Origin of the sequence: Photobacterium chitinilyticum, from assembly GCF_004104355.1 — a bacterium.
Lineage (GTDB): Bacteria > Pseudomonadota > Gammaproteobacteria > Enterobacterales > Vibrionaceae > Photobacterium > Photobacterium chitinilyticum.
The window spans coordinates 69,360-91,917 of record NZ_RJLM01000012.1 but is presented as its reverse complement, the minus strand read 5'-3'; the positions used below and the strand labels follow the sequence as shown (position 1 = coordinate 91,917).

Annotated in this window: 18 protein-coding genes; 6 read left to right on the top strand and 12 right to left on the bottom strand. The window is 49.1% G+C overall.

Annotated elements, in window-relative coordinates; all coding sequences use genetic code 11:
- Window positions 1–14: 14 nt before the first annotated feature.
- From ribD to glyA, 3 genes are all read right to left on the bottom strand, one after another.
- Window positions 15–1,142: a bifunctional diaminohydroxyphosphoribosylaminopyrimidine deaminase/5-amino-6-(5-phosphoribosylamino)uracil reductase RibD gene (gene ribD / locus EDI28_RS20705; RefSeq protein WP_128785791.1), complete on the bottom strand. Its 1,128-nt coding sequence runs from the start codon at window positions 1,140–1,142 to the stop codon at window positions 15–17.
- Window positions 1,143–1,198: 56 nt separating this feature from the next.
- Entirely contained in the window at window positions 1,199–1,648 is a 450-nt protein-coding gene (gene nrdR, locus EDI28_RS20700; RefSeq protein ID WP_075763701.1) for a transcriptional regulator NrdR, read from the bottom strand.
- Window positions 1,649–1,933: 285 nt separating this feature from the next.
- Window positions 1,934–3,184: a serine hydroxymethyltransferase gene (glyA, locus tag EDI28_RS20695; RefSeq protein ID WP_128785790.1), complete on the bottom strand. Its 1,251-nt coding sequence runs from the start codon at window positions 3,182–3,184 to the stop codon at window positions 1,934–1,936.
- Window positions 3,185–3,634: 450 nt separating this feature from the next.
- Between glyA and EDI28_RS20690 the strand changes: the two genes are divergently transcribed.
- Complete coding sequence (locus tag EDI28_RS20690; protein WP_428431536.1) at window positions 3,635–4,246, top strand: DUF6198 family protein; 612 nt, start codon at window positions 3,635–3,637, stop codon at window positions 4,244–4,246.
- 197 nt (window positions 4,247–4,443) lie between these two features.
- Here the strand turns inward: EDI28_RS20690 and glnB are convergent, their stop codons facing one another.
- The 4 genes from glnB to purL form a co-directional block, all read right to left on the bottom strand.
- Window positions 4,444–4,782, bottom strand: a complete 339-nt coding sequence (glnB, locus tag EDI28_RS20685; RefSeq protein ID WP_128785788.1) for a nitrogen regulatory protein P-II — start codon at window positions 4,780–4,782, stop codon at window positions 4,444–4,446.
- A gap of 120 nt (window positions 4,783–4,902) precedes the next feature.
- On the bottom strand, window positions 4,903–5,310 hold the full coding sequence (locus EDI28_RS20680) for a hypothetical protein (protein ID WP_128785787.1): 408 nt from the start codon (window positions 5,308–5,310) through the stop codon (window positions 4,903–4,905).
- Window positions 5,311–5,497: 187 nt separating this feature from the next.
- Complete coding sequence (locus EDI28_RS20675) at window positions 5,498–6,175, bottom strand: HAD family hydrolase (RefSeq protein ID WP_128785786.1); 678 nt, start codon at window positions 6,173–6,175, stop codon at window positions 5,498–5,500.
- 239 nt (window positions 6,176–6,414) lie between these two features.
- Window positions 6,415–10,335 carry a phosphoribosylformylglycinamidine synthase gene (purL, locus tag EDI28_RS20670; RefSeq protein ID WP_128785785.1) on the bottom strand — a complete coding sequence of 1,307 codons (3,921 nt, stop codon included), beginning with the start codon at window positions 10,333–10,335 and terminating at the stop codon, window positions 6,415–6,417.
- 418 nt (window positions 10,336–10,753) lie between these two features.
- On the opposite strand from purL, the gene mltF reads away from it, so the two are divergent.
- Window positions 10,754–12,283, top strand: a complete 1,530-nt coding sequence (gene mltF / locus EDI28_RS20665; RefSeq protein ID WP_128785784.1) for a membrane-bound lytic murein transglycosylase MltF — start codon at window positions 10,754–10,756, stop codon at window positions 12,281–12,283.
- Window positions 12,284–12,529: 246 nt separating this feature from the next.
- Window positions 12,530–12,682, top strand: a complete 153-nt coding sequence (locus EDI28_RS27035; RefSeq protein WP_164918599.1) for a hypothetical protein — start codon at window positions 12,530–12,532, stop codon at window positions 12,680–12,682.
- Window positions 12,683–12,788: 106 nt separating this feature from the next.
- Here EDI28_RS27035 and tadA read toward each other — a convergent pair whose 3' ends face one another.
- Window positions 12,789–13,310, bottom strand: a complete 522-nt coding sequence (gene tadA, locus EDI28_RS20660) for a tRNA adenosine(34) deaminase TadA (protein WP_128785783.1) — start codon at window positions 13,308–13,310, stop codon at window positions 12,789–12,791.
- A 370-nt stretch (window positions 13,311–13,680) separates the two neighbouring features.
- Between tadA and EDI28_RS20655 the strand changes: the two genes are divergently transcribed.
- Together EDI28_RS20655 and fghA are read left to right on the top strand one after the other, a co-directional pair.
- Window positions 13,681–14,811, top strand: coding sequence for an S-(hydroxymethyl)glutathione dehydrogenase/class III alcohol dehydrogenase (locus EDI28_RS20655; RefSeq protein WP_128785782.1), 1,131 nt, complete (start codon window positions 13,681–13,683; stop codon window positions 14,809–14,811).
- A gap of 82 nt (window positions 14,812–14,893) precedes the next feature.
- On the top strand, window positions 14,894–15,739 hold the full coding sequence (gene fghA / locus EDI28_RS20650) for an S-formylglutathione hydrolase (RefSeq protein WP_128785781.1): 846 nt from the start codon (window positions 14,894–14,896) through the stop codon (window positions 15,737–15,739).
- 73 nt (window positions 15,740–15,812) lie between these two features.
- On the opposite strand, the gene EDI28_RS20645 is transcribed toward fghA, so the two are convergent.
- From EDI28_RS20645 to guaB, 4 genes are all read right to left on the bottom strand, one after another.
- Window positions 15,813–17,372: an AbgT family transporter gene (locus tag EDI28_RS20645; protein WP_128785780.1), complete on the bottom strand. Its 1,560-nt coding sequence runs from the start codon at window positions 17,370–17,372 to the stop codon at window positions 15,813–15,815.
- 219 nt (window positions 17,373–17,591) lie between these two features.
- A complete protein-coding gene (locus EDI28_RS27565; protein WP_267900013.1) occupies window positions 17,592–17,720 on the bottom strand; it encodes a hypothetical protein in 129 nt (42 codons plus the stop codon).
- Between the two features lie 60 nt (window positions 17,721–17,780).
- Entirely contained in the window at window positions 17,781–19,364 is a 1,584-nt protein-coding gene (gene guaA, locus EDI28_RS20640) for a glutamine-hydrolyzing GMP synthase (protein WP_128785779.1), read from the bottom strand.
- A gap of 113 nt (window positions 19,365–19,477) precedes the next feature.
- The gene (gene guaB / locus EDI28_RS20635) at window positions 19,478–20,941 is read right to left on the bottom strand and encodes an IMP dehydrogenase (RefSeq protein WP_128785778.1); all 1,464 of its coding nucleotides are present in this window, start codon (window positions 20,939–20,941) and stop codon (window positions 19,478–19,480) included.
- A 258-nt stretch (window positions 20,942–21,199) separates the two neighbouring features.
- On the opposite strand from guaB, the gene xseA reads away from it, so the two are divergent.
- Window positions 21,200–22,549: an exodeoxyribonuclease VII large subunit gene (xseA, locus tag EDI28_RS20630; protein ID WP_128785777.1), complete on the top strand. Its 1,350-nt coding sequence runs from the start codon at window positions 21,200–21,202 to the stop codon at window positions 22,547–22,549.
- Window positions 22,550–22,558: the final 9 nt, after the last annotated feature.

Here is a 22,558-nt window from a genome sequence, read left to right as displayed (position 1 = left end):
CCTTGATTTGCTCGTTAGACTTGTTTGATTCGGGCGGTAATTCGAATATCCGGCCCGACCATCCGAACATCACTGATATCCAGCTCGGGAACTTGGGACATCGCCGTCAGCCCCTGTAGATCGATCAGCCCCCGGCTATCGCTTCCCATCAGTTTAGGTGCCTGGTAGATAATGAGCTCGTCAACCAGTCCGGCTGACAGTAACGCTCCGGCTAATCCGGCACCGGCCTCAACCCAGATATGATTAATATCTCGCTGTGATAAGGCACTCATCAAGGCCTGCAAATCAATCTGGCTTTCAGCTTTGTTTCTTGCAGGTACCAACAGCTGTTCAACAGACTGTGGCCATTCCTCATTGCCTTGCTCACTACGTGCCAGAATCGTATTGCCCGGCAAATGAACAAGTCTATGCGCCGGAGTCACCCGATTCTGGCTGTCAATCACGACACGGCAAGGCTGACGCACCGCCGACAGCGGATAATCACGCTGAACCTCTTCGCCAAGTTCATCCCAGCGAATATTCAGCGATGGATCATCAGCCAGCACGGTGGCACTGGTTGAAAGAATGGCACCAGCCTTGGCACGAAAGCGCTGCACATCAGCACGGGCTGCAGGCCCGGTGATCCACTTGCTCTGGCCATTCGACAATGCCGTTCGGCCATCGAGACTCGCAGCCAGTTTAAGCTGAATATAGGGCATACCGGTTTTCATTCGCTTGATAAAACCAGGATTCAACGCCTGGGCATCGGCTTCAAGCAGGCCTGTTTGCACTTCCACCCCGGCAACTTGCAGCATTTCGATACCACGTCCTGCAACTTGCGGGTTGGGATCAACCATTGCACATACTACTCGCGACACCTTGGCATGGATAAGAGCTTCGGCACACGGCGGTGTGCGTCCATAATGGGAGCAAGGCTCAAGCGTCACATAGGCAGTCGCTCCCTCGGCTTTATCGCCTGCGGCACGCAGAGCAAAAACTTCAGCATGCGGCTGACCTGCCTGATAATGGTAACCCTCTCCGACAATGTTATCGCCGTGAGCAATCACACAACCAACATTAGGGTTCGGAGCCGTGGTAAAACGACCGCGTTTTGCCAATTCAATGGCACGCAGCATCATGGCATGATCAATGGATGAGAACATCAGACTTAGTATTCACTTCATGGTGTTAGTCAGCTGAAAGCTGCCGCCAACTCCGCTTATTTTTCCAATTTGGCGATTTCTTCACCAAACTCTCGAATATCTTCAAAACTACGATAAACAGAAGCAAACCGGATATAGGCAACCTTATCCAGCTCTTTCAATGCTTCCATGACTAAGTTTCCAATCATTTCCGACGGCACTTCGCGTTCTCCCGTTGCGCGAAGGCGGGATTTAATCGTGTTGATGGCACGCTCTATATCATCGGCACTCACCGGACGTTTTTCCAGTGCACGCTGGATCCCGCCACGAAGCTTATCTTCGTTGAACGGGTCGCGGTTTCCGTTGGTTTTAATCACCCGAGGCATGACTAACTCAGCGGTTTCAAACGTCGTGTAACGCTCATTACAAGCCAGACACTGACGACGGCGACGGACTTGATGGCCGTCTGCAACCAGACGGGAATCGATCACTTTGGTGTCATTTGCACCACAAAAAGGACAATGCATCTTGCCTCCTAAAATTCGTCGACTCAGTGTAACCCATTTCAATCGGTTATTGAGAGTATAAGAATGGTTTTTCTTATTATTCTGACCGACAAAAGCAAAACGGCACCTTAAGAAGGTGCCGTTTTATTCGGTTATAGCAGTGCAATGTACTCGACACGTAACCATATAGTGCTTCAGCTCGACGCTATTCCATTCAAGAGCAAAAAGGAAGCGCGCAGTTTATTAAGTATAAATGAGCACTTCCGATGCTGGTATCGGACTAAATAGCAAAGAGGTGAGGTGCTATTAAGCGTAAACAGGTAGACGCTGACAGATCTCTAGTACCTTCGCCTTGGTCGCTTCAATCACTTCAGGCTTGTCGATATTATCCAGAACATCACAGATCCAGCCTGCAAGCTGCTTGCTATCTTCAACCGAGAAGCCACGACGGGTGATCGCAGGCGTACCGAGACGGATACCCGAGGTCACAAATGGGCTGCGCGGATCATTCGGAACACTGTTCTTGTTAACGGTGATATTAGCTTCACCCAGTGCCGCATCCGCTTCTTTTCCTGTAATGCCTTTGTCGATCAGATCAACCAGGAACAGGTGGTTTTCAGTACCGCCGGAAACGATCTTGTAACCACGCTCCATGAATTCAGCAACCATCGCTTTGGCATTTTCAACCACACGCGCCTGATAGTCTTTGAACTCAGGCTCCATTGCTTCCTTAAAAGCGACCGCCTTGGCTGCAATAACATGCATCAGAGGACCACCCTGGCCGCCAGGGAATACCGCTGAGTTAAGCTTCTTGTACAGCTCTTCCCCCTCGCTTGACAGGATCAAACCACCACGAGGACCCGCCAGTGTTTTGTGCGTTGTTGTCGAAACAACATGCGCATGAGGAACTGGATTCGGATAAACGCCAGCGGCAATCAGACCGGCGACGTGAGCCATATCGACAAAGAAGTACGCGCCAACTTTGTCGGCAATTTCACGCATGCGCTTCCAGTCAACAACTTGGGAATAGGCAGAAAAGCCACCGATGATCATCTTCGGTTTGTGCTCAAGGGCAAGGGCTTCCATCTCTTCGTAGTCAATTTGACCGCTTTCATCAATGCCGTATGGAATGATGTTGTAAAGCTTACCTGAGAAGTTTACCGGTGAACCGTGAGTCAAGTGGCCGCCGTGCGCCAGGCTCATACCTAATACCGTATCACCGGCATTCAAGAGTGCCATATAAACAGCATTGTTGGCCTGCGAGCCCGAATGCGGCTGGACGTTCGCATATTCTGCACCGAATAGCTGACAGGCACGTTCAATCGCTAGCTGCTCAGCCTTATCGACATACTCACAACCACCATAATAGCGTTTGCCCGGGTAGCCTTCGGCATACTTGTTCGTCAGCTGAGAACCTTGCGCTTCCATTACACGTGGACTGGTGTAGTTTTCAGAAGCAATCAACTCGATGTGCTCTTCCTGACGCGCAGTTTCTTCCTGAATGGCTGCAAAAAGTTCTGCGTCATAATCGGCAATATTCATGTCGCGTTTTAGCATCTGTATCTCCTGACTCAGATTGTTCTCATACAAATTCACAGAAGCGCCTGAGATCTTCAGACCCTTGTGTCAATTGGCAGCAAGCAATTCCTGGTGAATATCAACATATCGTAAAGCTAGGCGGCGCCTAGACGCAAACGTTTTCGTCCCGCCAACATCTAATGCAATATGTTACAGAATTTGATCTAAATCAGATAGTCCTCAAAGAACTTTTTATTCTTAATTCTGTATGTTTATTTTCAACATCAGCATGAATTGTTTTCATCTTGACGAATCAACCACCATCATGCTTCCTCTTAGTTGCAGCATATTACAAGGAAATAAGGAAATTAATATTTTACGATTCCGTACAAAATACCTTACAGCTATGTTTTCTCTGTTTGCAACAACAATTTCGCTTTCAGTATGGTTCCCCTTATTATGCGCGCTTCTGATATAAGGAGTGTACTTTTGAGCGGTTATCATCATTCACTGAAAGAAAACATCATTGCTATTCTTACCGGTACGTTTGTCGTTTCCCAGGGTGTTTTTTTTCTCCAGCAGGCTGACTTACTGACAGGCGGGACAACCGGGCTGGCACTGCTGCTAACCCAATTTGTCGATCTTTCTTTCGGCCAACTGTATTTTCTACTGAATACTCCGTTCTACCTCATGGCATGGTTTCGAATGGGCAAGGGCTTTGCTGTTACCAGCATCATCTCTGGCGGCTTAGTCTCAGTAATTACCGATAACCTTCATCATGTACTTGAAATCAGTCGCCTTGAACCGCTCTACTGTGCCGCTATCGGGGGCTTGCTTATGGGGCTAGGCATGCTGATTTTATTTCGTCACCAGACCAGCCTCGGCGGCTTCAATGTCTTGGTATTGTATCTACAGGAAAAATTTGGCCTGTCGGCTGGCAAGCTACAAATGGGGATTGATATCAGTATCCTCGTCGCCTCTTTCTTCCTGGTAAGCCCTATGGTCTTGGCTTTATCCGTTTTCGGCGCAGTGCTGCTGAATTTAGTGTTGGCAATGAACCACAAGCCAGGCCGATATAGCGGAAAAATGGTTACGAGTTAGAAAGAGTAGCGAAACGACTAAAAAGGCTTGCCTTGATGGCAAGCCTTTTTTGTTCCACAAGGGAAATCAAAACCAGCAACTTGTATTAGTGCGAAGGGATTTCGCTCAAGAACAAAAAAAGGGGCGCGGAGTTTATACGCATAAATGAGCACCCCTGATGCAGTTATTGAGCGAAATAACGAAGCAATAATGCAAATTTAGATGGCGTCTTCGTCTTCCTCGCCAGTCCGGATACGCACCACACGCTCAACATCAAACATAAAGATTTTACCGTCACCGATCTTTCCGGTTTGCGCTGTCTCGATGATTGTATCGATGCATTGCTCGGCGACTTCGTCAGCAACGACAATTTCCAGCTTCACTTTCGGCAGGAAATCCACCATGTACTCTGCACCGCGGTATAGCTCAGTATGGCCTTTCTGACGACCGAAACCTTTCACTTCCGATACCGTCATCCCTGTGATGCCTACTTCTGCTAGGGCTTCACGAACATCATCAAGCTTGAATGGCTTGATAACGGCTTCAATTTTTTTCATTTTTCATCGTCCTTTGCTGAGCAGAGGTCGCTGGTGCATAAATCGGCACCAACTGCCTGATTAATATTGAGGGTATTATCACAGATCTGAGGCAATAAGCTCAATGCGTTGTTACGCGATTCAGTACTTTTCAGTTGGCAATATGACATCGGAGTCCATCATTCTTAGCAGTAAAAATACGGCATAAAGCAAGACACAACTGTTAATAGCGATAACCAACAACCTACGATATTCAGGCTCGATCAGCAAGGGAAGATAGGGGATCAGACTGAACCCGAAGAACATGGTAGCGGCAGGTATGAAAAAGTACAGCGGGATAAACCCCCACATATCGCCACGGACCAAACCGGCAATTGCAGACACGCCGGAAAGCAATACCAACGTCGCGATGATACTTGGAACAATGCCCACTTGATTAATGCTGAAGATAACCGCAAAAGTATCTAAATAGCGGAGCAAACAGATAACAACGAGTGCTGCCAGCCCCTGAGCGGCAGTTACCATTCCATTTCTTTTAGGGTATTCCATTCCCTTCTCTCTTCCATGAAAGCATTGATATCAGGAGCCATTAGCATAAAATAAACCACACATTTTATGCGTGAATAGCATTTACCTCAATCAAAATCACAATAAATCTCCGATTCATATTTGTTATTTTGATTACTGTACTTTTTGACATTCCCAGCCTGGAAAGTTCAGCCTATTGTTATTAATATCAATGATGTATTTTTACCAAATCCACAAAGCCGCTTAACGAGCGCACAACTCGGGTGTTGACCTTTTCCCTTGATCCGCAGCGATTTAACCATACTGTTTTCATTCCTACTTTCTGTGCAGCATGGGCATCGTTTAATGGATGATTACCGATAAACCAGCATTCATCGGCACTTTTATTGGCAAACTGCAAAGCGGCCTGAAAAATACGAGGATCTGGCTTTGCGGCACCCGCCTGCTCGGAAGTCATGATAAAGCTAAAATACTCACGAATACCGGTCTCGGTAAGCTTAGCCTCCTGCTGAATGCTTAGGCCATTGGTGATCACAGCCAAGGGGGAGCAATCCCGAAGTTGCCTTAAAGCCGGTTTAACATCAGGAAATAACCGCCAGTGCTGGCGATATATCGCATAAAATTCAGCAAATAATTGATCGGCTTCAGCCACGGTTAACGGCCGTTCAAATAACTCGCTGATCCGAGCCCGTCGCTGCCCTTCGAAAGTTAACTCACCAGCGCGCCATCGTGCACGTTGCCGGTCTGTGATCTCACGCCAGATAGCCTCTGGACTGCCTTGGAACGGGACGATGCTATCACGGTAACGGGAAGCAAAACTTCGGATCGCATCCTGCTCGGCACCGTCATGATCAAGCAAGGTATTATCAAGGTCAAAGAAAATCATGCACCCTCCTATAAACACCCTACCCTCAGCTTAATCACAGATTATCCACAAAGGCGAGTAAATTCAGCGAAAAAGGTTAACCACTACAAATTTTACAATAAACGAGCTTATTAGATGCGCAACTTATACCCAAACGACCTCCTGGCTCCTGGGTATAGAATAGCAAGAATAAAAAAACCGCTCCGAGGAGCGGTTTTCATTTGTTGGTTAGTTAAACCTGTATGCAATCAATAGAAAATTTAGCCAATGTTAACGCGGGCATTACGGAACATACGCATCCACGGGCTATTTTCGTTCCAGTCATCTGGGTGCCAAGAGTTTGCCACGGTACGGAATACACGCTCCGGATGCGGCATCATGATAGTTACGCGGCCATCCTGCGTTGTCAGACCAGTAATACCATTAGGTGAACCATTCGGATTCGCCGGATAATTCTGGGTCACATTGCCGTAGTTGTCGAGATAGCGCAGTGCCACCGTACCAGATTGCTCTATCGCATTCAGGTGCTCACCACTTCGAACCTCGACTCGACCTTCACCATGAGAAACCGCTATAGGCATACGGGAGCCTGCCATACCATTGAAGAACAATGAATCACTTTGCTGGACTTCCACGAGGCTAAAGCGGGCTTCAAAACGCTCAGATTCGTTACGGACAAAGCGAGGCCACAGCTCTGCGCCCGGGATAAGATCGCGCAAGTTCGACATCATCTGACAGCCGTTACAAACACCCAGTGCGAAAGTATCGTTGCGATTGAAGAAACTCTCGAACTGATCCCGTGCCATGTTGTTGAACAGCACAGACTTAGCCCAGCCTTCACCGGCACCCAGTACGTCACCGTACGAGAAACCACCGCAAGCAACCAAACCGTTGAAACCATCAAGTTTCACGTTGCCCGACAGAATGTCACTCATGTGGACATCCTTGGCATCAAAACCTGCTCGGTCGAAAGCTGCCGCCATTTCGACATGGGAGTTAACCCCCTGCTCTCGCAGAATCGCCATCTGCGGCTTCGCCCCCTTGTTTATAGCAGGAGCGGCGATAAAAGGTGCAGCTACATCACTGTCGATATCAAAGCTTAGGTGGGTACTCAGACCCGGATCCTGACTGTCTTTTTTCGCTTCAAACTCTTGCAGGGCACCTGCCGGGTTGTCGCGCATAGCCTGCATCTGGTAGGTCGTCTCGGCCCAGATAGTACGCAGCTCAGTACGGCTTTGCTCCAAGACACGATCGTTGCCATTCCAGATACGAACGATATCTTCATCAACCACAGTACCAATCACATGACTACATGCTTCAAGACCATTCGCCGCCAATACGGACTGTACCGTATCGAGATCGTCAGTGCGCACCTGAAGCACGGCACCTAGCTCTTCGTTAAATAACGTCGCGAGAACATCTTCGCACTCGTCGCCATCGGTTGTATTGAGATCGACTTCAACACCGGTATGGCCGGCAAATGCCATCTCAGCCAGCGTAACATACAAACCGCCGTCACCACGGTCATGGTAAGCCAGCACTTTTTCATCGCGGACCAAAGACTGTACGGCAGTAAAAAAGCCTTTTAGCAACTCGGGACTATCCACATCAGCCGGCTTGTCGCCCAGCTGCTTGTAGACCTGCGCCAGCGCGGTCGCGCCCAGACGGTTCTTCCCACAGCCCAAATCTACCAACACCAGCGTTGAATCACCTTTATCAGTACGGAGCTGAGGCGTGACTGTTTTGCGGACATCTTCAACACGGCCGAAGGCGGTAATGATCAGAGACAGCGGCGAGGTGACTTCTTTCTGCTCACCGCCCTCTTCCCACTTGGTCTTCATCGACATCGAGTCTTTGCCGACAGGGATCGTCAGACCAAGAGCCGGACACAGCTCTTCACCCACCGCTTTAACCGCTTCGTACAGACCCGCATCTTCTCCCGGGTGACCTGCTGGAGACATCCAGTTGGCCGACAAGTTAATACGTTTCATATCGCCGATATCGGCACTGGCAATATTGGTAATTGCCTCACCAACAGCCAAACGGGCTGAGGCCCCGAAATCAAGGAGAGCCACCGGCGTGCGCTCACCCATCGACATCGCTTCGCCATGATACGTATCGTAGCTGGCAGCCGTTACGGCACAGTTTGCTACTGGCACCTGCCAAGGGCCTACCATTTGGTCACGGGCAACAAGGCCAGTTACCGTTCGGTCACCAATGGTGATCAGAAAGGTTTTCTCGGCAACGGCTGGCAGACGAAGCACACGGTGTGTCGCTTCTTCTAACTCGATACCGTCACGATCAATTGCCTGACCTTCCGCTATCTGTGTTTTCACATCTCGATGCATCTTGGGTGCTTTACCCAATAAAATGTCCATCGGCATATCAATTGGCGTATCGTCGAAATGGCTATCTTCGAGGGTTAAATGGCGTTCTTCGGTCGCTTCACCTACCACCGCATACGGTGCACGCTCGCGCTTACAGATAGCATCAAACGCCGCCATATTTTCTGGTGCAATTGCCATCACGTAACGTTCTTGCGATTCGTTACACCAGATCTCTAACGGACTCATACCTGGCTCATCATTAGGTACATCACGTAGCTGGAACTTACCGCCACGCTCACCGTCATCAACCAACTCCGGCAGGGCATTAGAAATACCGCCGGCACCGACATCGTGGATAAAGGCGATTGGGTTGTTTTCACCCATCTGCCAACAACGGTCGATCACTTCCTGACAACGACGTTCCATTTCAGGGTTTTCACGCTGTACCGAGGCAAAATCCAGATCTTCTGCCGACTGACCGGATGCCATTGAAGATGCCGCTCCGCCACCCAGGCCAATGTTCATCGCCGGGCCACCCAGAACGATGAGTTTGGCACCAACCGGGATCTCTTTCTTCTGCACATGCTCGGCACGGATATTACCCATACCGCCGGCAATCATAATCGGCTTGTGGTAACCACGTACCTCTTCGCCGTTGTGAGACGTCACTTTCTCTTCGTAGGTACGGAAGTAGCCAAGTAGGTTCGGACGACCAAATTCATTATTGAAGGCTGCCCCGCCCAGAGGACCTTCAAGCATAATATCCAGGGCGTTGACGATACGCCCAGGTTTACCAAAATCAGTTTCCCATGGCTGCTCAAAGCCCGGTACGCGTAGGTTGGAAACGGTAAAACCGACCAAGCCCGCTTTTGGCTTACCACCAATACCGGTTGCGCCTTCGTCTCGGATTTCACCGCCGGAGCCGGTTGATGCCCCCGGCCAAGGCGAAATCGCGGTTGGGTGGTTGTGGGTTTCCACTTTCATCAGGATATGTGCCGCTTCCTGATGATAATCATATTGACGAGATTCAGGGTTCGGGAAGAAGCGGCCGACATGAGAGCCTTCCATAACCGCCGCGTTATCTTTATAGGCAGACAGCACGTAGTCGTGGTTTTTCTCGTAGGTATTCTTAATCATCTTAAACAGTGACTTTTCCTGATCAACACCGTCGATCGTCCAGTCAGCATTAAAGATTTTATGACGGCAATGCTCCGAGTTGGCCTGAGCAAACATCATCAGCTCGATGTCATTCGGATTACGGCCCAGCTTGGTGAAATTATCAACCAAGTAGTCTATTTCATCTTCGGCCAGCGCCAGACCGAGGGTGACGTTGGCTTCTTCAAGTGCCTTACGTCCACCCACAAGGATATCGACACTCTGTACCGGTGCGGGCTCAGCCTGCTTGAACAGCGCAATTGCCGCTTCCAGCTCAGTGAACACCACTTCCATCATACGGTCGTGGATCAAGCTTTTCAGTTCAGTAAGCTGAACGTCAGTCAAAGCAGCGCTGGTCTCAACGTAATACGCCGTACCACGCTCGAGACGCTTCACGGCGTCAAGGGCACAGTTATGGGCAATATCCGTTGATTTGGAAGACCATGGAGAGATAGTACCAGGACGAGGGGTAACCAGTAGCAGGGTGCCTGTCGGCTCATGCTCTGCAATCGTTGGACCGTAGGTTAGCAGACTTGTCAGCTTGCTTTGCTCATCAGCATTCAGGGGAGCAGATACATCAGCAAAATGCATAAACTCAGCGTAAATGCCTGACACAGGCAGATCTAACTCGCGGCAACGCTGTAATAGCTTGTTAACGCGAAACTCAGACAGTGCGGGTGAACCACGCAAAATTTCCATGTGCGTACGTCTCTCGATTAGCAGTTGAATGAAGGTGATATTGGCCTAACACCCAGTTCAATCACTGGGCTAATTACGTCAATGCCACCTTTTTACACCGAATTGACCCGATTGAATCGAGGCGAGTAACTCATGATGATGCGTAGTATAAAGTAATTTTTTTTGTGACGTAACACCTGACGCAACCGTTTGCGTGTTTTTTTTCATTCCCTGGTAAATCAAGGAAGATAAAATGATGATTTGCTCTGGGAAGACTGAGGGAGTGTGTATTTTTCCCACCAAATAGCACAAACCGAGGATCTAGCAGATACACTTAATTATATTTGAAAACAGAGAATTCCTCACAGTGAACTGTCGAGCGACTTTGCTGATATGACGAGCTTTGGTATAAAGAACACCTAATTATAACGATGAGCACATGTTGTTGAACAATATTCGATTAACCCCTCACCTCCGGTACGCTCTTGCAATATTGCTGAGCTTGTTACTGCTTAGCGGATGCAAATGGCTGGAACCCCCTGCCCGCAGTGATCTGGAAAAGATCCGCGAAAGCGGAGTATTGCGCGTCGGGACACTGAATAACCAGCTAGCATACTTTATTGGCAGTGACGGTCCGACCGGTCTGGACTACGAGCTTGCACAGCGGTTTGCAGCCAAGCTAGGTGTAAAATTGGAAATGCAGCCGATGTTCACCCTCGCAGGTCTCTTTCCGAGCCTAAAACGAGGTGATGTTGATATCGTTGCTGCCGGACTGACCATGACCGATGACCGACTGGAAACATTTCGGGCAGCACCGGCCTATTACTATGCCAGCCAGATTGTGGTCTATAAAAAAGGGCAATGGCGTCCACGCAATACCGAGGATTTGGCACAAAACAAAGGCTCGCTAATGGTTGTTAAAGGTTCAAGCCATGAAAAAAGCCTTAATACTCTGCAAGTCCTTTACCCGCAACTAAAATGGCAAGCCGTTGAAGAAAGTGACAGCGATGAACTCCTTCGTATGGTCGCCACAGGGGAGCTGGACTACACCATTGCCGACTCTGTCGATGTTGCGCTGAGCCAACGTATCCACCCAGATATAGCTACCGCCCTAGAGTTAACTGAAGATGAGCCCATCGCCTGGTTTGTCAACCAGACCACAGATGACAGCCTGTATGCGCTACTCATCGAGTTCTTTGGCGAAATGCAGCAAGACGGTGAGCTTGCCAAGCTGGAAGAAAAGTATTTCGGCCATGTCGCGACATTCGACTATGTCGATACCCGGGCTTTCTTGCGTGCCATCGAGAAAAAACTGCCGCGCTGGGAATCACTCTTCAAAAAATATGCTGAAGAGTTCGACTGGCGTCTGATTGCAGCCCTGTCCTATCAGGAGTCGCATTGGAACCCAAAAGCCGTTTCTCCAACCGGTGTCCGTGGGATGATGATGCTGACATTGCCAACCGCAAAATCTGTCGGCGTGAATAATCGTCTTGATCCTGAGCAGAGTATCCGCGGTGGTACTCATTACCTGCGGAAAATGATCAACCGGATCCCTGATAGTATCGAAGATCACGAGAAAGTCTGGTTTGCCCTCGCGTCATACAATGTCGGTTTCGGCCACTTGATGGATGCCCGCCGCCTGACAAAAAAGCAAGGCGGTAATCCGGATGCCTGGAGCGATGTAAAGCAACGACTGCCGTTGCTGCGTCAGCGAAAATATTACCAGCAGACTCGTTATGGCTATGCCCGTGGAGATGAGGCCCTGAATTATGTCGAAAATATTCGTCGTTACTACCAGAGCATTATCGGTTACGAGCAGGCCCACAATCAGCCCCCTCAGCAGCAGGATATTGCGGTTATTGACGGCTTACACACCATCACCCCACCGTTGATTCCGGAGGCAGCCCTTCAGACAACTGGCACCGAGGCGGTCAATACGGCAACGCCGACCAAAACAGCCAGTAAATAGCGCAATACGATACTCAACGGCCATACTCAGATAGGGCCGTTGAGTGTCGGCCTTATAATCACATTCGGTGTTTATCTATTTGTAAGGCCAAACCTTAATCTGCGACTCAGATCATTCTTAATCATCGCTAATTAGGTGACAATCGACCCAATATTCGGGCTCGGCTCAAAAGCCAACATCCTTGCCATTTATTCAGGCACATCAATCTTCAGGCATAACAATGCCATTGCTTTGTGGGAAGAACCTATGCGATTTACCAGACAAAAAAAGGCGGTCAGAAGTCTTAAACAGCGAATGACATCTATCGCAACTCGACGTAAGCGTTTAAATGCCAATATCCGAAAAAAGATCCTCTGGCGTCAGCGTAGCTACATTGTTGCGGCCAGTATAGTCAGCTGATCTGTTACTCGCCTTACTCGCGAGCATCATCACGACAAAACCAATACAGCAAAGCCCGACATTATGCCGGGCTTTGTTGTATATGAACGGTACTAACTTTAAGTATTTATGCTTTAGCCTGGTGCTCGCCCAACGCTGCCTGACGGGCTTTTTTCTCTGCTTTCTTCTCAGCCCTACGGCGCTTGAAAAAGGCCTGTAGCTGAGCGCGGCACTCGTCGGCCAGCAAACCTGATTCACAGGCAACATGATGGTTGACCTGCTCGTAGCTAAGCAAGTTCATAACACTGCCGGCAGCTCCCGTCTTTAGATCACAGGCACCGTAGATCACTTTGCCAACCCGGCTATGTACCATCGCCGCCGCACACATCGGGCAGGGCTCCAAGGTCACGTACAAGGTTGCTTCCAGCAGGCGGTAATTCTGGATCACTTTCCCTGCCTGGCGAAGCGCCATGATTTCCGCATGTGCTGTTGCATCATGCTGACCTATCGATCGGTTCCACCCTTCTCCGATCACCTGACCGTTATACACCACCACCGCCCCGACAGGCACTTCACCTTCTTCTTCGGCTTTGGCTGCCAGCTCAATAGCTCGGCGCATAAACAATTCGTCTTTGTTCTGATCGGTCACGTGGTCTCTCAAATCATACTTTCAGTAACAGGAGGCGCATTATAATGCCAAGCCAGCTCTGCTCCAACTGCTTGGGCCAAGGGATTTCGCGTCATCATAAGAATCAGCACCTTGCCAATTTCCCTCTGATGATGATTATTACCACCTCGTAAAGGTAATTTACCTTACAAGGTAATTATCATTCATTTGGAAAGAAATATAATACTCACCATCACGACAAATGATGTTAGATAAAAAACTGTCGTCGATGACGAATTTCTTTTCTACAGTGTACTGATACCGCTCGCGATCTTTTGATTCGCTCAACCGTTCAAAACGCGAATAAGACGGTTCTCTGTAGACACCAAATCATTAGATAAGAGAGTACAGAATGTCTGATCAATTTATTAAATCCAAAGCCGCTGTTGCCTGGGGCCCTAATCAGCCACTGTCGATTGAAGAAGTGGACGTAATGCTACCAAGAGCCGGTGAAGTACTCGTACGCATCGTCGCAACCGGTGTTTGTCATACCGATGCTTTCACTCTTTCTGGTGATGATCCTGAAGGTATTTTCCCGTCAATTCTTGGCCACGAGGGTGGCGGCATTGTCGAGCAGATCGGCGAAGGTGTAACCAGTGTTCAGGTCGGCGATCACGTTATCCCTCTTTACACCGCAGAGTGCGGCGAGTGTAAATTCTGTAAATCAGGAAAAACAAACCTGTGCCAGGCTGTTCGTGAAACGCAAGGCAAAGGCCTGATGCCTGACGGTACAACCCGTTTTTACAAAGACGGCAAGCCTATCTTCCATTACATGGGCTGCTCAACGTTTTCTGAATACACTGTACTACCTGAAATTTCGCTGGCAAAAGTCAACAAAGATGCACCGCTAGAAGAAGTTTGCCTGCTGGGCTGCGGAGTAACAACCGGTATGGGCGCAGTGCTTAATACGGCAAAAGTCGAGAAGGGCGACACAGTTGCTATCTTTGGCCTAGGCGGAATCGGCCTGTCAGCTATCATTGGCGCAACAATGGCTGGTGCGAGCCGTATCATTGGTGTTGATATCAATGAGAGCAAATATGAGCTGGCGAAAAAGCTAGGCGCGACTGACTGCATCAACCCGAACGACTACGATAAGCCTATCCAGGAAGTGATCGTTGACATGACTGACGGCGGCGTAGATTACTCTTTCGAGTGTATCGGTAACGTGAATGTCATGCGCTCGGCTCTTGAGTGTTGCCATAAGGGCTGGGGTGAATCTGTGATCATCGGTGTTGCCGGAGCCGGTCAGGAAATTTCTACCCGTCCGTTCCAGCTGGTAACAGGTCGAGTGTGGCGTGGTTCTGCATTCGGTGGCGTTAAAGGCCGTTCTGAACTGCCGGAAATCGTTGAGCGTTACATGGCTGGCGAATTCGCATTGGATGACTTCATCACTCACACCATGGGACTGGAAGATCTCAACCACGCGTTTGATCTCATGCACGAAGGCAAGAGTATCCGCAGCGTTATTCACTTCGACAAATAATCCTGGTACCGGTAATGATTACCGGCGTGATTGATAAGCGCTGCTCCGGCAGCGCTTTTTTGACATAAGAGATCCCCCCCTCATGACTTTAGAAAATATCAGCGCCAACAAAAGTTTCGGTGGTTGGCATAAACAATACAGCCACCGCTCTGCAGTATTGAACTGTGAAATGCGCTTTGCTATTTACTTACCCCCTCAAGCAGCTACAGGCGTCAAGGTACCGGTAATGTACTGGCTATCCGGGTTAACGTGCACTGACGAAAACTTCATGCAGAAAGCCGGCGCACAGCGTATTGCGGCAGAGCTTGGTATCGCTATCGTGGCACCAGACACCAGTCCACGCGGTGAAGGTGTTGCCGACGATCCGGAAGGCAGCTATGACTTCGGTCTGGGAGCGGGTTTTTACCTCAATGCCACTCGCGAACCGTGGAACCGCCACTACCAAATGTATGACTATGTCGTCAAAGAGCTACCAGAGCTTATCGAAAACAACTTCCAGGTAAGCCAGCAACGGGCGATCAGTGGCCACTCGATGGGCGGACACGGTGCCCTGATGATTGCTTTGCGCAACCCGGAACATTTCAACTCGGTATCGGCCTTCAGCCCGATCACCAACCCGGTAAACTGCCCATGGGGCAGAAAAGCATTTGCAGGCTATCTGGGAACAAATCAGGATATCTGGAAGCAGTATGACAGCAGTGAGCTAATGAAGCTGTCAACCAACCCAGTTCCGGCACTGGTTGATCAAGGCACCAAGGATGATTTCCTGACCGAGCAGCTAAAGCCTGAAATGCTTCAAGCAGCAGCCAAGCAAAGCAGCTACCCGTTAGAGCTACGGATGCAGGAAGGCTATGACCACAGCTATTACTTTATTGCGAGCTTTATTGAAGATCACCTTCGCTTCCATGCCAGCCACTTCAAGGCATAAAGTGCACTAGAGCCAACAAACAATAACAAGCCCGGCAGATGCCGGGCTTGTTAATAAGACTAAATGATAGTGGTTACATACTGTACGTATATGGCGCCTGAATTCCCAAAGGAAGACCAATAGCCCAGTAAACCAGCAGGAAGATTGTCCAGCCAATCAGCATCGCAATCGAGTACGGCATCATCATCGATGCTAACGAACCAATCCCTGAGTTCTTCACATAACGCTGCATATAAACAACCACCAGCGGGAAGAACACCATCATCGGAGAAATGATATTAGAAACCGAGTCACCGACACGGTAAGCAGCCTGAGTCAGCTCAGGAGAGATTCCGACCGCCATCAGCATTGGAACCATGATAGGGCCAATCAGAGCCCACTTCGCTGATGCCGACCCAACAAGTAAGTTCACAAAAGCAGTCAATAGGATCATACCTATAATCGTCACCTGACCAGGCAGATTCATTGCCTGCAAGAACTGAGCCCCTGATAGCGCCAATAGTGTACCTAGGTTCGACTGGCTGAATGCAACAAGGAACTGGGCAATAAAGAACGCCATAACCATGAAGCTACCCATGCTGCTCATTGTTGCAGACATCGATTTAATCACATCGTCACTGGCTTTAAACGTACCTGCGACCTTACCGTATACCACACCAGGAATGACAAACAGAATAAAGATTAACGGTACGATAGACTGCATTACCGGCGCGTTAAATGCGGTGATCTCACCGGCTGGAGAACGCAGCGGAGAGCTCTCTGGGATCAAGGCTGCAACCAATACCGCGATACCGGCCATCATCGCCCAGCCAGCCCGAGAAAAAGCTTTGCTTTCAAGTTCGCTGAACGAGCCCATATCTGGCGCTTCTTCAGCATCTTCATCAATTTCAGTATTCGCCAGGCGCGGCTCAATAATACGGTCAGTGATGTACCAGCCGATACTGACAATCAGTAACGACGACAGGCCCGTAAAGAACAAGTTCGATAGCGGGTTGACCACATATTCAGGGTCCAGGATCTGAGCCGCTTCCTGCGTAAATCCGGCCAGCAGCGGATCGATACCAGAAGGAATGAAGTTAGCCGCAAATCCACCCGAGACGCCAGCAAAAGCGGCGGCAATCCCGGCAAGCGGGTGACGGCCAGCAGCATGAAAGATGATACCACCTAGCGGAATAACCAATACGTAACCGGCATCAGCCGCAGTATGCGAAACAATCGCGACCAAAATCAGCACTGGCGTAATAAACTTTGCCGGTGTGACATTCAACATTTTCTTCAGGCCGGTATTAATAAAGCCGGATGCTTCAGCAACACCGACCCCCAACATTGCGACCAACACAATTCCCAAAGGTGCAAAGCCAGTAAAATTTTTCACCATTGTTGCCAAGAAATTAGCGAAGGATTCGCCGGTTAACAGATTATTGACTTCGACGGCCTGACCGGAAACCGGATGAATTAAGCCAAATTGAAACTGTGAAAGAATTGCGGATAGAATCCAAACTAGGATCAACCCCCAAAAGAAGAGCAATGCCGGATCAGGGATCTTGTTGCCGGTTCGCTCGATAAAGTTGAGAAACTTGTTCATCGCACTCGGCGAGGTATCCGGTGCCTTGTGTACTGCTTGATTACTCATGGGAACTCCATGGCCGTTGATGATGTGTATGGTTGCGGCGGTGCATTAATAGTTTTGTCGCCAATCAATCTGGAACTTTTCCTTGCGGAAAGCCCTGCAGATAATTGTAATGAAAACTAAGCATCAAAACGCACATCAAACCAACAATTGAGCAAACAGCGCAATGATATTTTGTAATAAAGTATTAACGCAAAACATAGCGCAAACACGAGCGCAACATCAGAACACCATCCCTACAACAGCAATACCTACAAGCCAAATACCGCCCCCATCATCACCGTCTTCTGACATAACCAACAAAATTAAAAATAATAAAAACAAAAAAGACACCCGAAGGTGCTTTTTCATGTTCTCCGCCCTACAAACGACAAGGGCGAAGCTTCAATTTCTTCTGTCAGAGAAGAAAATTTATTCCCACTCGATCGTCGCTGGTGGCTTACCAGAAATATCGTAAACAACACGCGAGATACCATCAACTTCATTGATAATACGGTTCGATACTTTACCGAGGAAATCGTATGGCAGGTGCGCCCAATGTGCGGTCATGAAGTCGATTGTTTCTACTGCACGTAGAGATACAACCCAATCGTACTTACGGCCATCACCCATAACGCCAACAGAACGTACCGGTAGGAAAACAGTGAATGCCTGAGAGACTTTGTTGTACAGGTCCGCATTGTGCAGCTCTTCGATGAAGATTGCATCGGCACGGCGCAGTAAATCACAGTACTCTTTCTTCACTTCGCCCAGTACTCGTACACCGAGACCAGGTCCAGGGAACGGGTGGCGGTATAGCATGTTGTATGGCAGACCAAGTTCAAGGCCTATCTTACGCACTTCATCTTTAAACAGCTCTTTAAGCGGCTCAACCAAACCCATTGCCATATCATCTGGCAAGCCACCCACATTGTGGTGAGACTTGATGACGTGTGCTTTGCCGTTTTTCGATGCTGCAGATTCGATAACATCCGGGTAAATTGTACCCTGAGCCAGCCATTTTGCGTTCTTCAGTTTCTTCGATTCTTCATCAAAGACATCAATAAAGACATGACCGATGATCTTACGTTTCGCTTCTGGATCATTCTCACCGGCCAGTGCGTCAAGGAAACGATCTTCAGCTTTAACATGAACAATGTTCAGACCAAAATGATCACCAAACATTTCCATTACCTGCTCGCCTTCGTTTAAGCGAAGCAAGCCGTTGTCGACAAATACACAGGTCAGCTTGTCACCGATCGCACGGTGAATCAGCATTGCAACAACAGATGAATCAACACCGCCTGACAGGCCAAGGATAACTTCATCGTCACCGACCTGCTCTTTAATGCTAGCAATAGCGTCATCGATAATGTTGGCTGACGTCCAGAGCTTCTCACAACCACAGATGTTCAGAACGAAATTTTCGATAATACGCATACCCTGGCGAGTGTGCGTCACTTCCGGGTGGAACTGAACACCGTAGAAGTGCTTCTCTTCGTTGGCCATTGCCGCATACGGACAGGTCTCCGTTTCAGCAACTTTGACGAAACCAGACGGGATCTCGACCACTTTGTCACCGTGGCTCATCCAAACGTCAAGCAACGCTGTACCGTCTTCAGAAACTGCATCTTCAATACTTTTGAAGAAATCTGTAGGCTCAACAACGTTCACTTGTGCGTAGCCAAATTCACGCAATGTTGAACCCGCAACCTTACCGCCCAATTGTTCTGCCATGGTCTGCATACCGTAGCAAACACCGAACACAGGGACGCCCGCTTCAAATACGTATTGCGGAGCACGCGGAGAACCGTTCTCCGTTACACTCTCCGGACCACCAGAAAGAATGATGCCGTTAGGGTTGAAGTCACGAATATCGGCTTCATCAACATCCCAGCTCCAAAGTTCACAATACACACCGATTTCACGGATTCGACGTGCGATTAACTGAGTATACTGAGAACCAAAATCCAGGATCAGGATGCGTTGGTCATGAATATTTGTGGTTGTGGTCATTATCGAGCAGTCTCAAAATAATTGAAATTTGGGGGCTAAAAACGCCCCCGATCTTATACAAGTTTCCCGTTTAGGCAAACGTTTTCCTCAAGCAACAGTGCGCTTGGTGAAAATTAACCCATACGGTAGTTTGGTGCTTCTTTGGTAATTGTCACATCATGGACGTGTGATTCTTTGATACCGGCACCAGAGATACGTACAAACTCAGCCTGAGTACGTAGCGCTTCAATCGTTGCTGAGCCTGTTAGACCCATGCTTGAACGTAGGCCGCCCATTTGCTGGTGAACGATTTCTTTAATGTGGCCTTTATAAGCAACACGGCCTTCGATACCTTCTGGTACCAGCTTGTCTGCTGCGTTATCGGTCTGGAAGTAACGATCAGAAGAGCCTTGAGACATCGCACCTAGCGAGCCCATGCCGCGGTATGATTTGTAGGCACGGCCTTGGTATAACTCAACTTCGCCCGGCGCTTCTTCAGTACCCGCGAACATTGAACCGACCATGACACATGATGCACCAGCCACGATAGCCTTGCACATGTCGCCAGAGTAACGGATACCACCATCAGCGATAACTGGAACACCAAATTCAGCAGCCGCATCAACGGCATCCGAAATAGCAGTTAACTGAGGTACACCTACGCCGGTAACAATACGGGTTGTACAGATAGAGCCAGGGCCGATACCCACTTTGACAGCATCTACACCGGCTTCAATCAAGGCACGAGCCCCCGCAGCCGTTGCAACGTTACCACCAACAATTTGTAGTTCAGGGAATGCTTCGCGGGTCTCGCGGATACGCTGAAGAACACCTTCAGAATGACCATGTGACGAGTCAATCAGCAATACATCGACACCTGCTTCAACCAACGCTTTAACGCGATCTTCGTTACCAGCCCCTGCACCAACGGCAGCACCCACACGTAGACGACCTCGTTCGTCTTTACATGCATTTGGCTTACGTTCTGCTTTCTGGAAATCTTTTGCGGTGATCATGCCCTTAAGCTGGAAGTCATCATTCACAAGCAACACTTTTTCAACACGGTGCTCTTGCATGATAGCTTCAACGTCTTCACGTGAAGCTCCTTCTTTTGCCGCCGCCAATTTACCTTTTGGCGTCATCACATCTTCAACCAACATCGAAAGATCAGTAACAAAACGAACGTCACGGCCAGTAATAATACCCACTAGCTCGTTGTTGTCTGATACGACTGGGTACCCTGCAAAACCATTTTGAACAGTCAGCTCTTTCACATCTGCAATTGTTGCAGTCGGTTTGACCGTTACAGGTTCAGCAACCACACCAGCTTCGAAATTTTTCACCATGCGAACTTCATTCGCTTGCTGTTCGATAGACATATTTTTGTGGATAAAACCGATGCCACCTTCCTGAGCTAACGCAATCGCGAAGCGCCCTTCGGTTACTGTGTCCATTGCAGCAGAAACCATTGGGATATTCAGCGAGATTTTTTTCGTTAGCTGGGTGCGCAGATCGGCAGTGTTAGGGAGAACAGTAGAGTGTGCTGGAACCAGCAGAACATCATCAAAAGTTAGAGCTTCTTGTTTGATACGTAACATTGCAATATCTCACACCGAGTTATGGTTTAAAGGAGGATAAAATATTGCGAACAAATTATACGGGGAGAGCAATCGTTTAGCCACAAAAAAATTACTTTTTTTTCTTGACACTTTTTGCTTGATGCGTAATATATTTCGGTTAAGTTTCCGGTGCTACGGTTATGACAATACGGCCAAGATCTGTCCAATGATCTGCCTACTCATTTATCACCACTTTCTCGCTCACTACTTAACCTCTCATAACAGGTGTCTCGCCTCGTGACTATGTTCGCCCAACAGACCCAATCCAACGATCGTATCTATACCGTTTCCAGCCTTAATGCACAGGTTCGTTTCATTCTAGAGAATGAAATGGGCGTTGTCTGGCTAGTCGGTGAACTGTCGAATCTGTCAATGCCTGTATCTGGCCACTGGTACTTTACGCTCAAAGACTCACGGGCTCAGGTCAAATGTGCCATGTTCCGGGGCAGCAACCGCCGCGTCACATTTAAACCAGCCAATGGCTCCCAGGTATTAGTGAAAGCGAGGCTCTCTCTGTATGAACCTCGAGGTGATTACCAGCTGATCATCGAAAGTATGCAACCTGAAGGTGACGGTCGCCTGCAGCAGCAATTCGAACAACTAAAGATGTCACTGGCGGCTGAAGGGCTGTTTGCCCAGTCACAAAAGAAGCCTCTGCCTGAGCAACCGAAACGCGTCGGAGTCGTCACCTCGAAAACCGGTGCCGCCCTGCACGATATTCTCAATGTTCTGCAACGACGGGATCCCGGCCTGCCTATCATCGTATATCCGACGATGGTGCAAGGTGAAGGTTCTGCAATTTCAATCGCCCAGGCAATTGGCCGAGCCAATGCCCGCCAGGAGTGCGATGTCCTGATTGTTGGCCGTGGTGGTGGCTCGCTGGAAGATCTGTGGGCATTCAACGAAGAAATCGTTGCCCGAACCATAGCCGCCAGCCAGATCCCGATTGTCAGTGCAGTCGGCCACGAAGTGGATGTCACGATTGCAGATTTTGTTGCCGACGTAAGGGCCCCGACGCCATCAGCGGCGGCTGAGCTGATCAGTCGTGATATGACCCACCAGATCCAGAAAATCAACCAGAAAACCCAGCAGTTACATCATGCAATGCGCCACTACCTGACAGGCAGACAGGCAACGGTGGTGAAGCTGCAACACAGGCTAGACCGCCAGCACCCGCAAGTACGGCTGAACCAACAGCAACAGCACCTTGATGAACTGTCGAACCGGATGGAGCGGGCAATGCACCAGCTGCTCAGCAATCACCAACAGCATATCAGCCGTGCCGATCATAAGCTGGCCCTGCACTCGCCGGCCCAGACGCTAAAACTACAGAGCAACCGGCTTGAGAAAGCACATCATCGTCTGCTAGATACGATGGATCGTCGCCTGCTCAATGCCAGCCATAAACTGGCCATGGCCGCAGAAAAACTTGAAGCAGTCAGCCCGCTGGCAACCTTGGGACGAGGCTACTCCATTACTCGCAACGATAAAGGCAAAGTGATCCGCAGTGCTGATCAGGTTCAATCCGGAGATACCTTGCATACCAAGGTGGCTGACGGTGAGATCCGCTCTGTCGTCAGCGAGTAAGTTACACAG

What these genes read in the sequence shown, in the direction of transcription:
- ribD (WP_128785791.1), bottom strand. Translation starts at nt 1,142, where the DNA reads ATGTTCTCATCCATTGATCATGCCATGATGCTGCGTGCCATTGAATTG.
- nrdR (WP_075763701.1), bottom strand. Translation starts at nt 1,648, where the DNA reads ATGCATTGTCCTTTTTGTGGTGCAAATGACACCAAAGTGATCGATTCC.
- glyA (WP_128785790.1), bottom strand. Translation starts at nt 3,184, where the DNA reads ATGCTAAAACGCGACATGAATATTGCCGATTATGACGCAGAACTTTTT.
- glnB (WP_128785788.1), bottom strand. Translation starts at nt 4,782, where the DNA reads ATGAAAAAAATTGAAGCCGTTATCAAGCCATTCAAGCTTGATGATGTT.
- EDI28_RS20680 (WP_128785787.1), bottom strand. Translation starts at nt 5,310, where the DNA reads ATGGAATACCCTAAAAGAAATGGAATGGTAACTGCCGCTCAGGGGCTG.
- EDI28_RS20675 (WP_128785786.1), bottom strand. Translation starts at nt 6,175, where the DNA reads ATGATTTTCTTTGACCTTGATAATACCTTGCTTGATCATGACGGTGCC.
- purL (WP_128785785.1), bottom strand. Translation starts at nt 10,335, where the DNA reads ATGGAAATTTTGCGTGGTTCACCCGCACTGTCTGAGTTTCGCGTTAAC.
- mltF (WP_128785784.1), top strand. Translation starts at nt 10,754, where the DNA reads ATGTTGTTGAACAATATTCGATTAACCCCTCACCTCCGGTACGCTCTT.
- EDI28_RS27035 (WP_164918599.1), top strand. Translation starts at nt 12,530, where the DNA reads ATGCGATTTACCAGACAAAAAAAGGCGGTCAGAAGTCTTAAACAGCGA.
- EDI28_RS20655 (WP_128785782.1), top strand. Translation starts at nt 13,681, where the DNA reads ATGTCTGATCAATTTATTAAATCCAAAGCCGCTGTTGCCTGGGGCCCT.
- fghA (WP_128785781.1), top strand. Translation starts at nt 14,894, where the DNA reads ATGACTTTAGAAAATATCAGCGCCAACAAAAGTTTCGGTGGTTGGCAT.
- EDI28_RS20645 (WP_128785780.1), bottom strand. Translation starts at nt 17,372, where the DNA reads ATGAGTAATCAAGCAGTACACAAGGCACCGGATACCTCGCCGAGTGCG.
- EDI28_RS27565 (WP_267900013.1), bottom strand. Translation starts at nt 17,720, where the DNA reads ATGAAAAAGCACCTTCGGGTGTCTTTTTTGTTTTTATTATTTTTAATT.
- guaA (WP_128785779.1), bottom strand. Translation starts at nt 19,364, where the DNA reads ATGACCACAACCACAAATATTCATGACCAACGCATCCTGATCCTGGAT.
- guaB (WP_128785778.1), bottom strand. Translation starts at nt 20,941, where the DNA reads ATGTTACGTATCAAACAAGAAGCTCTAACTTTTGATGATGTTCTGCTG.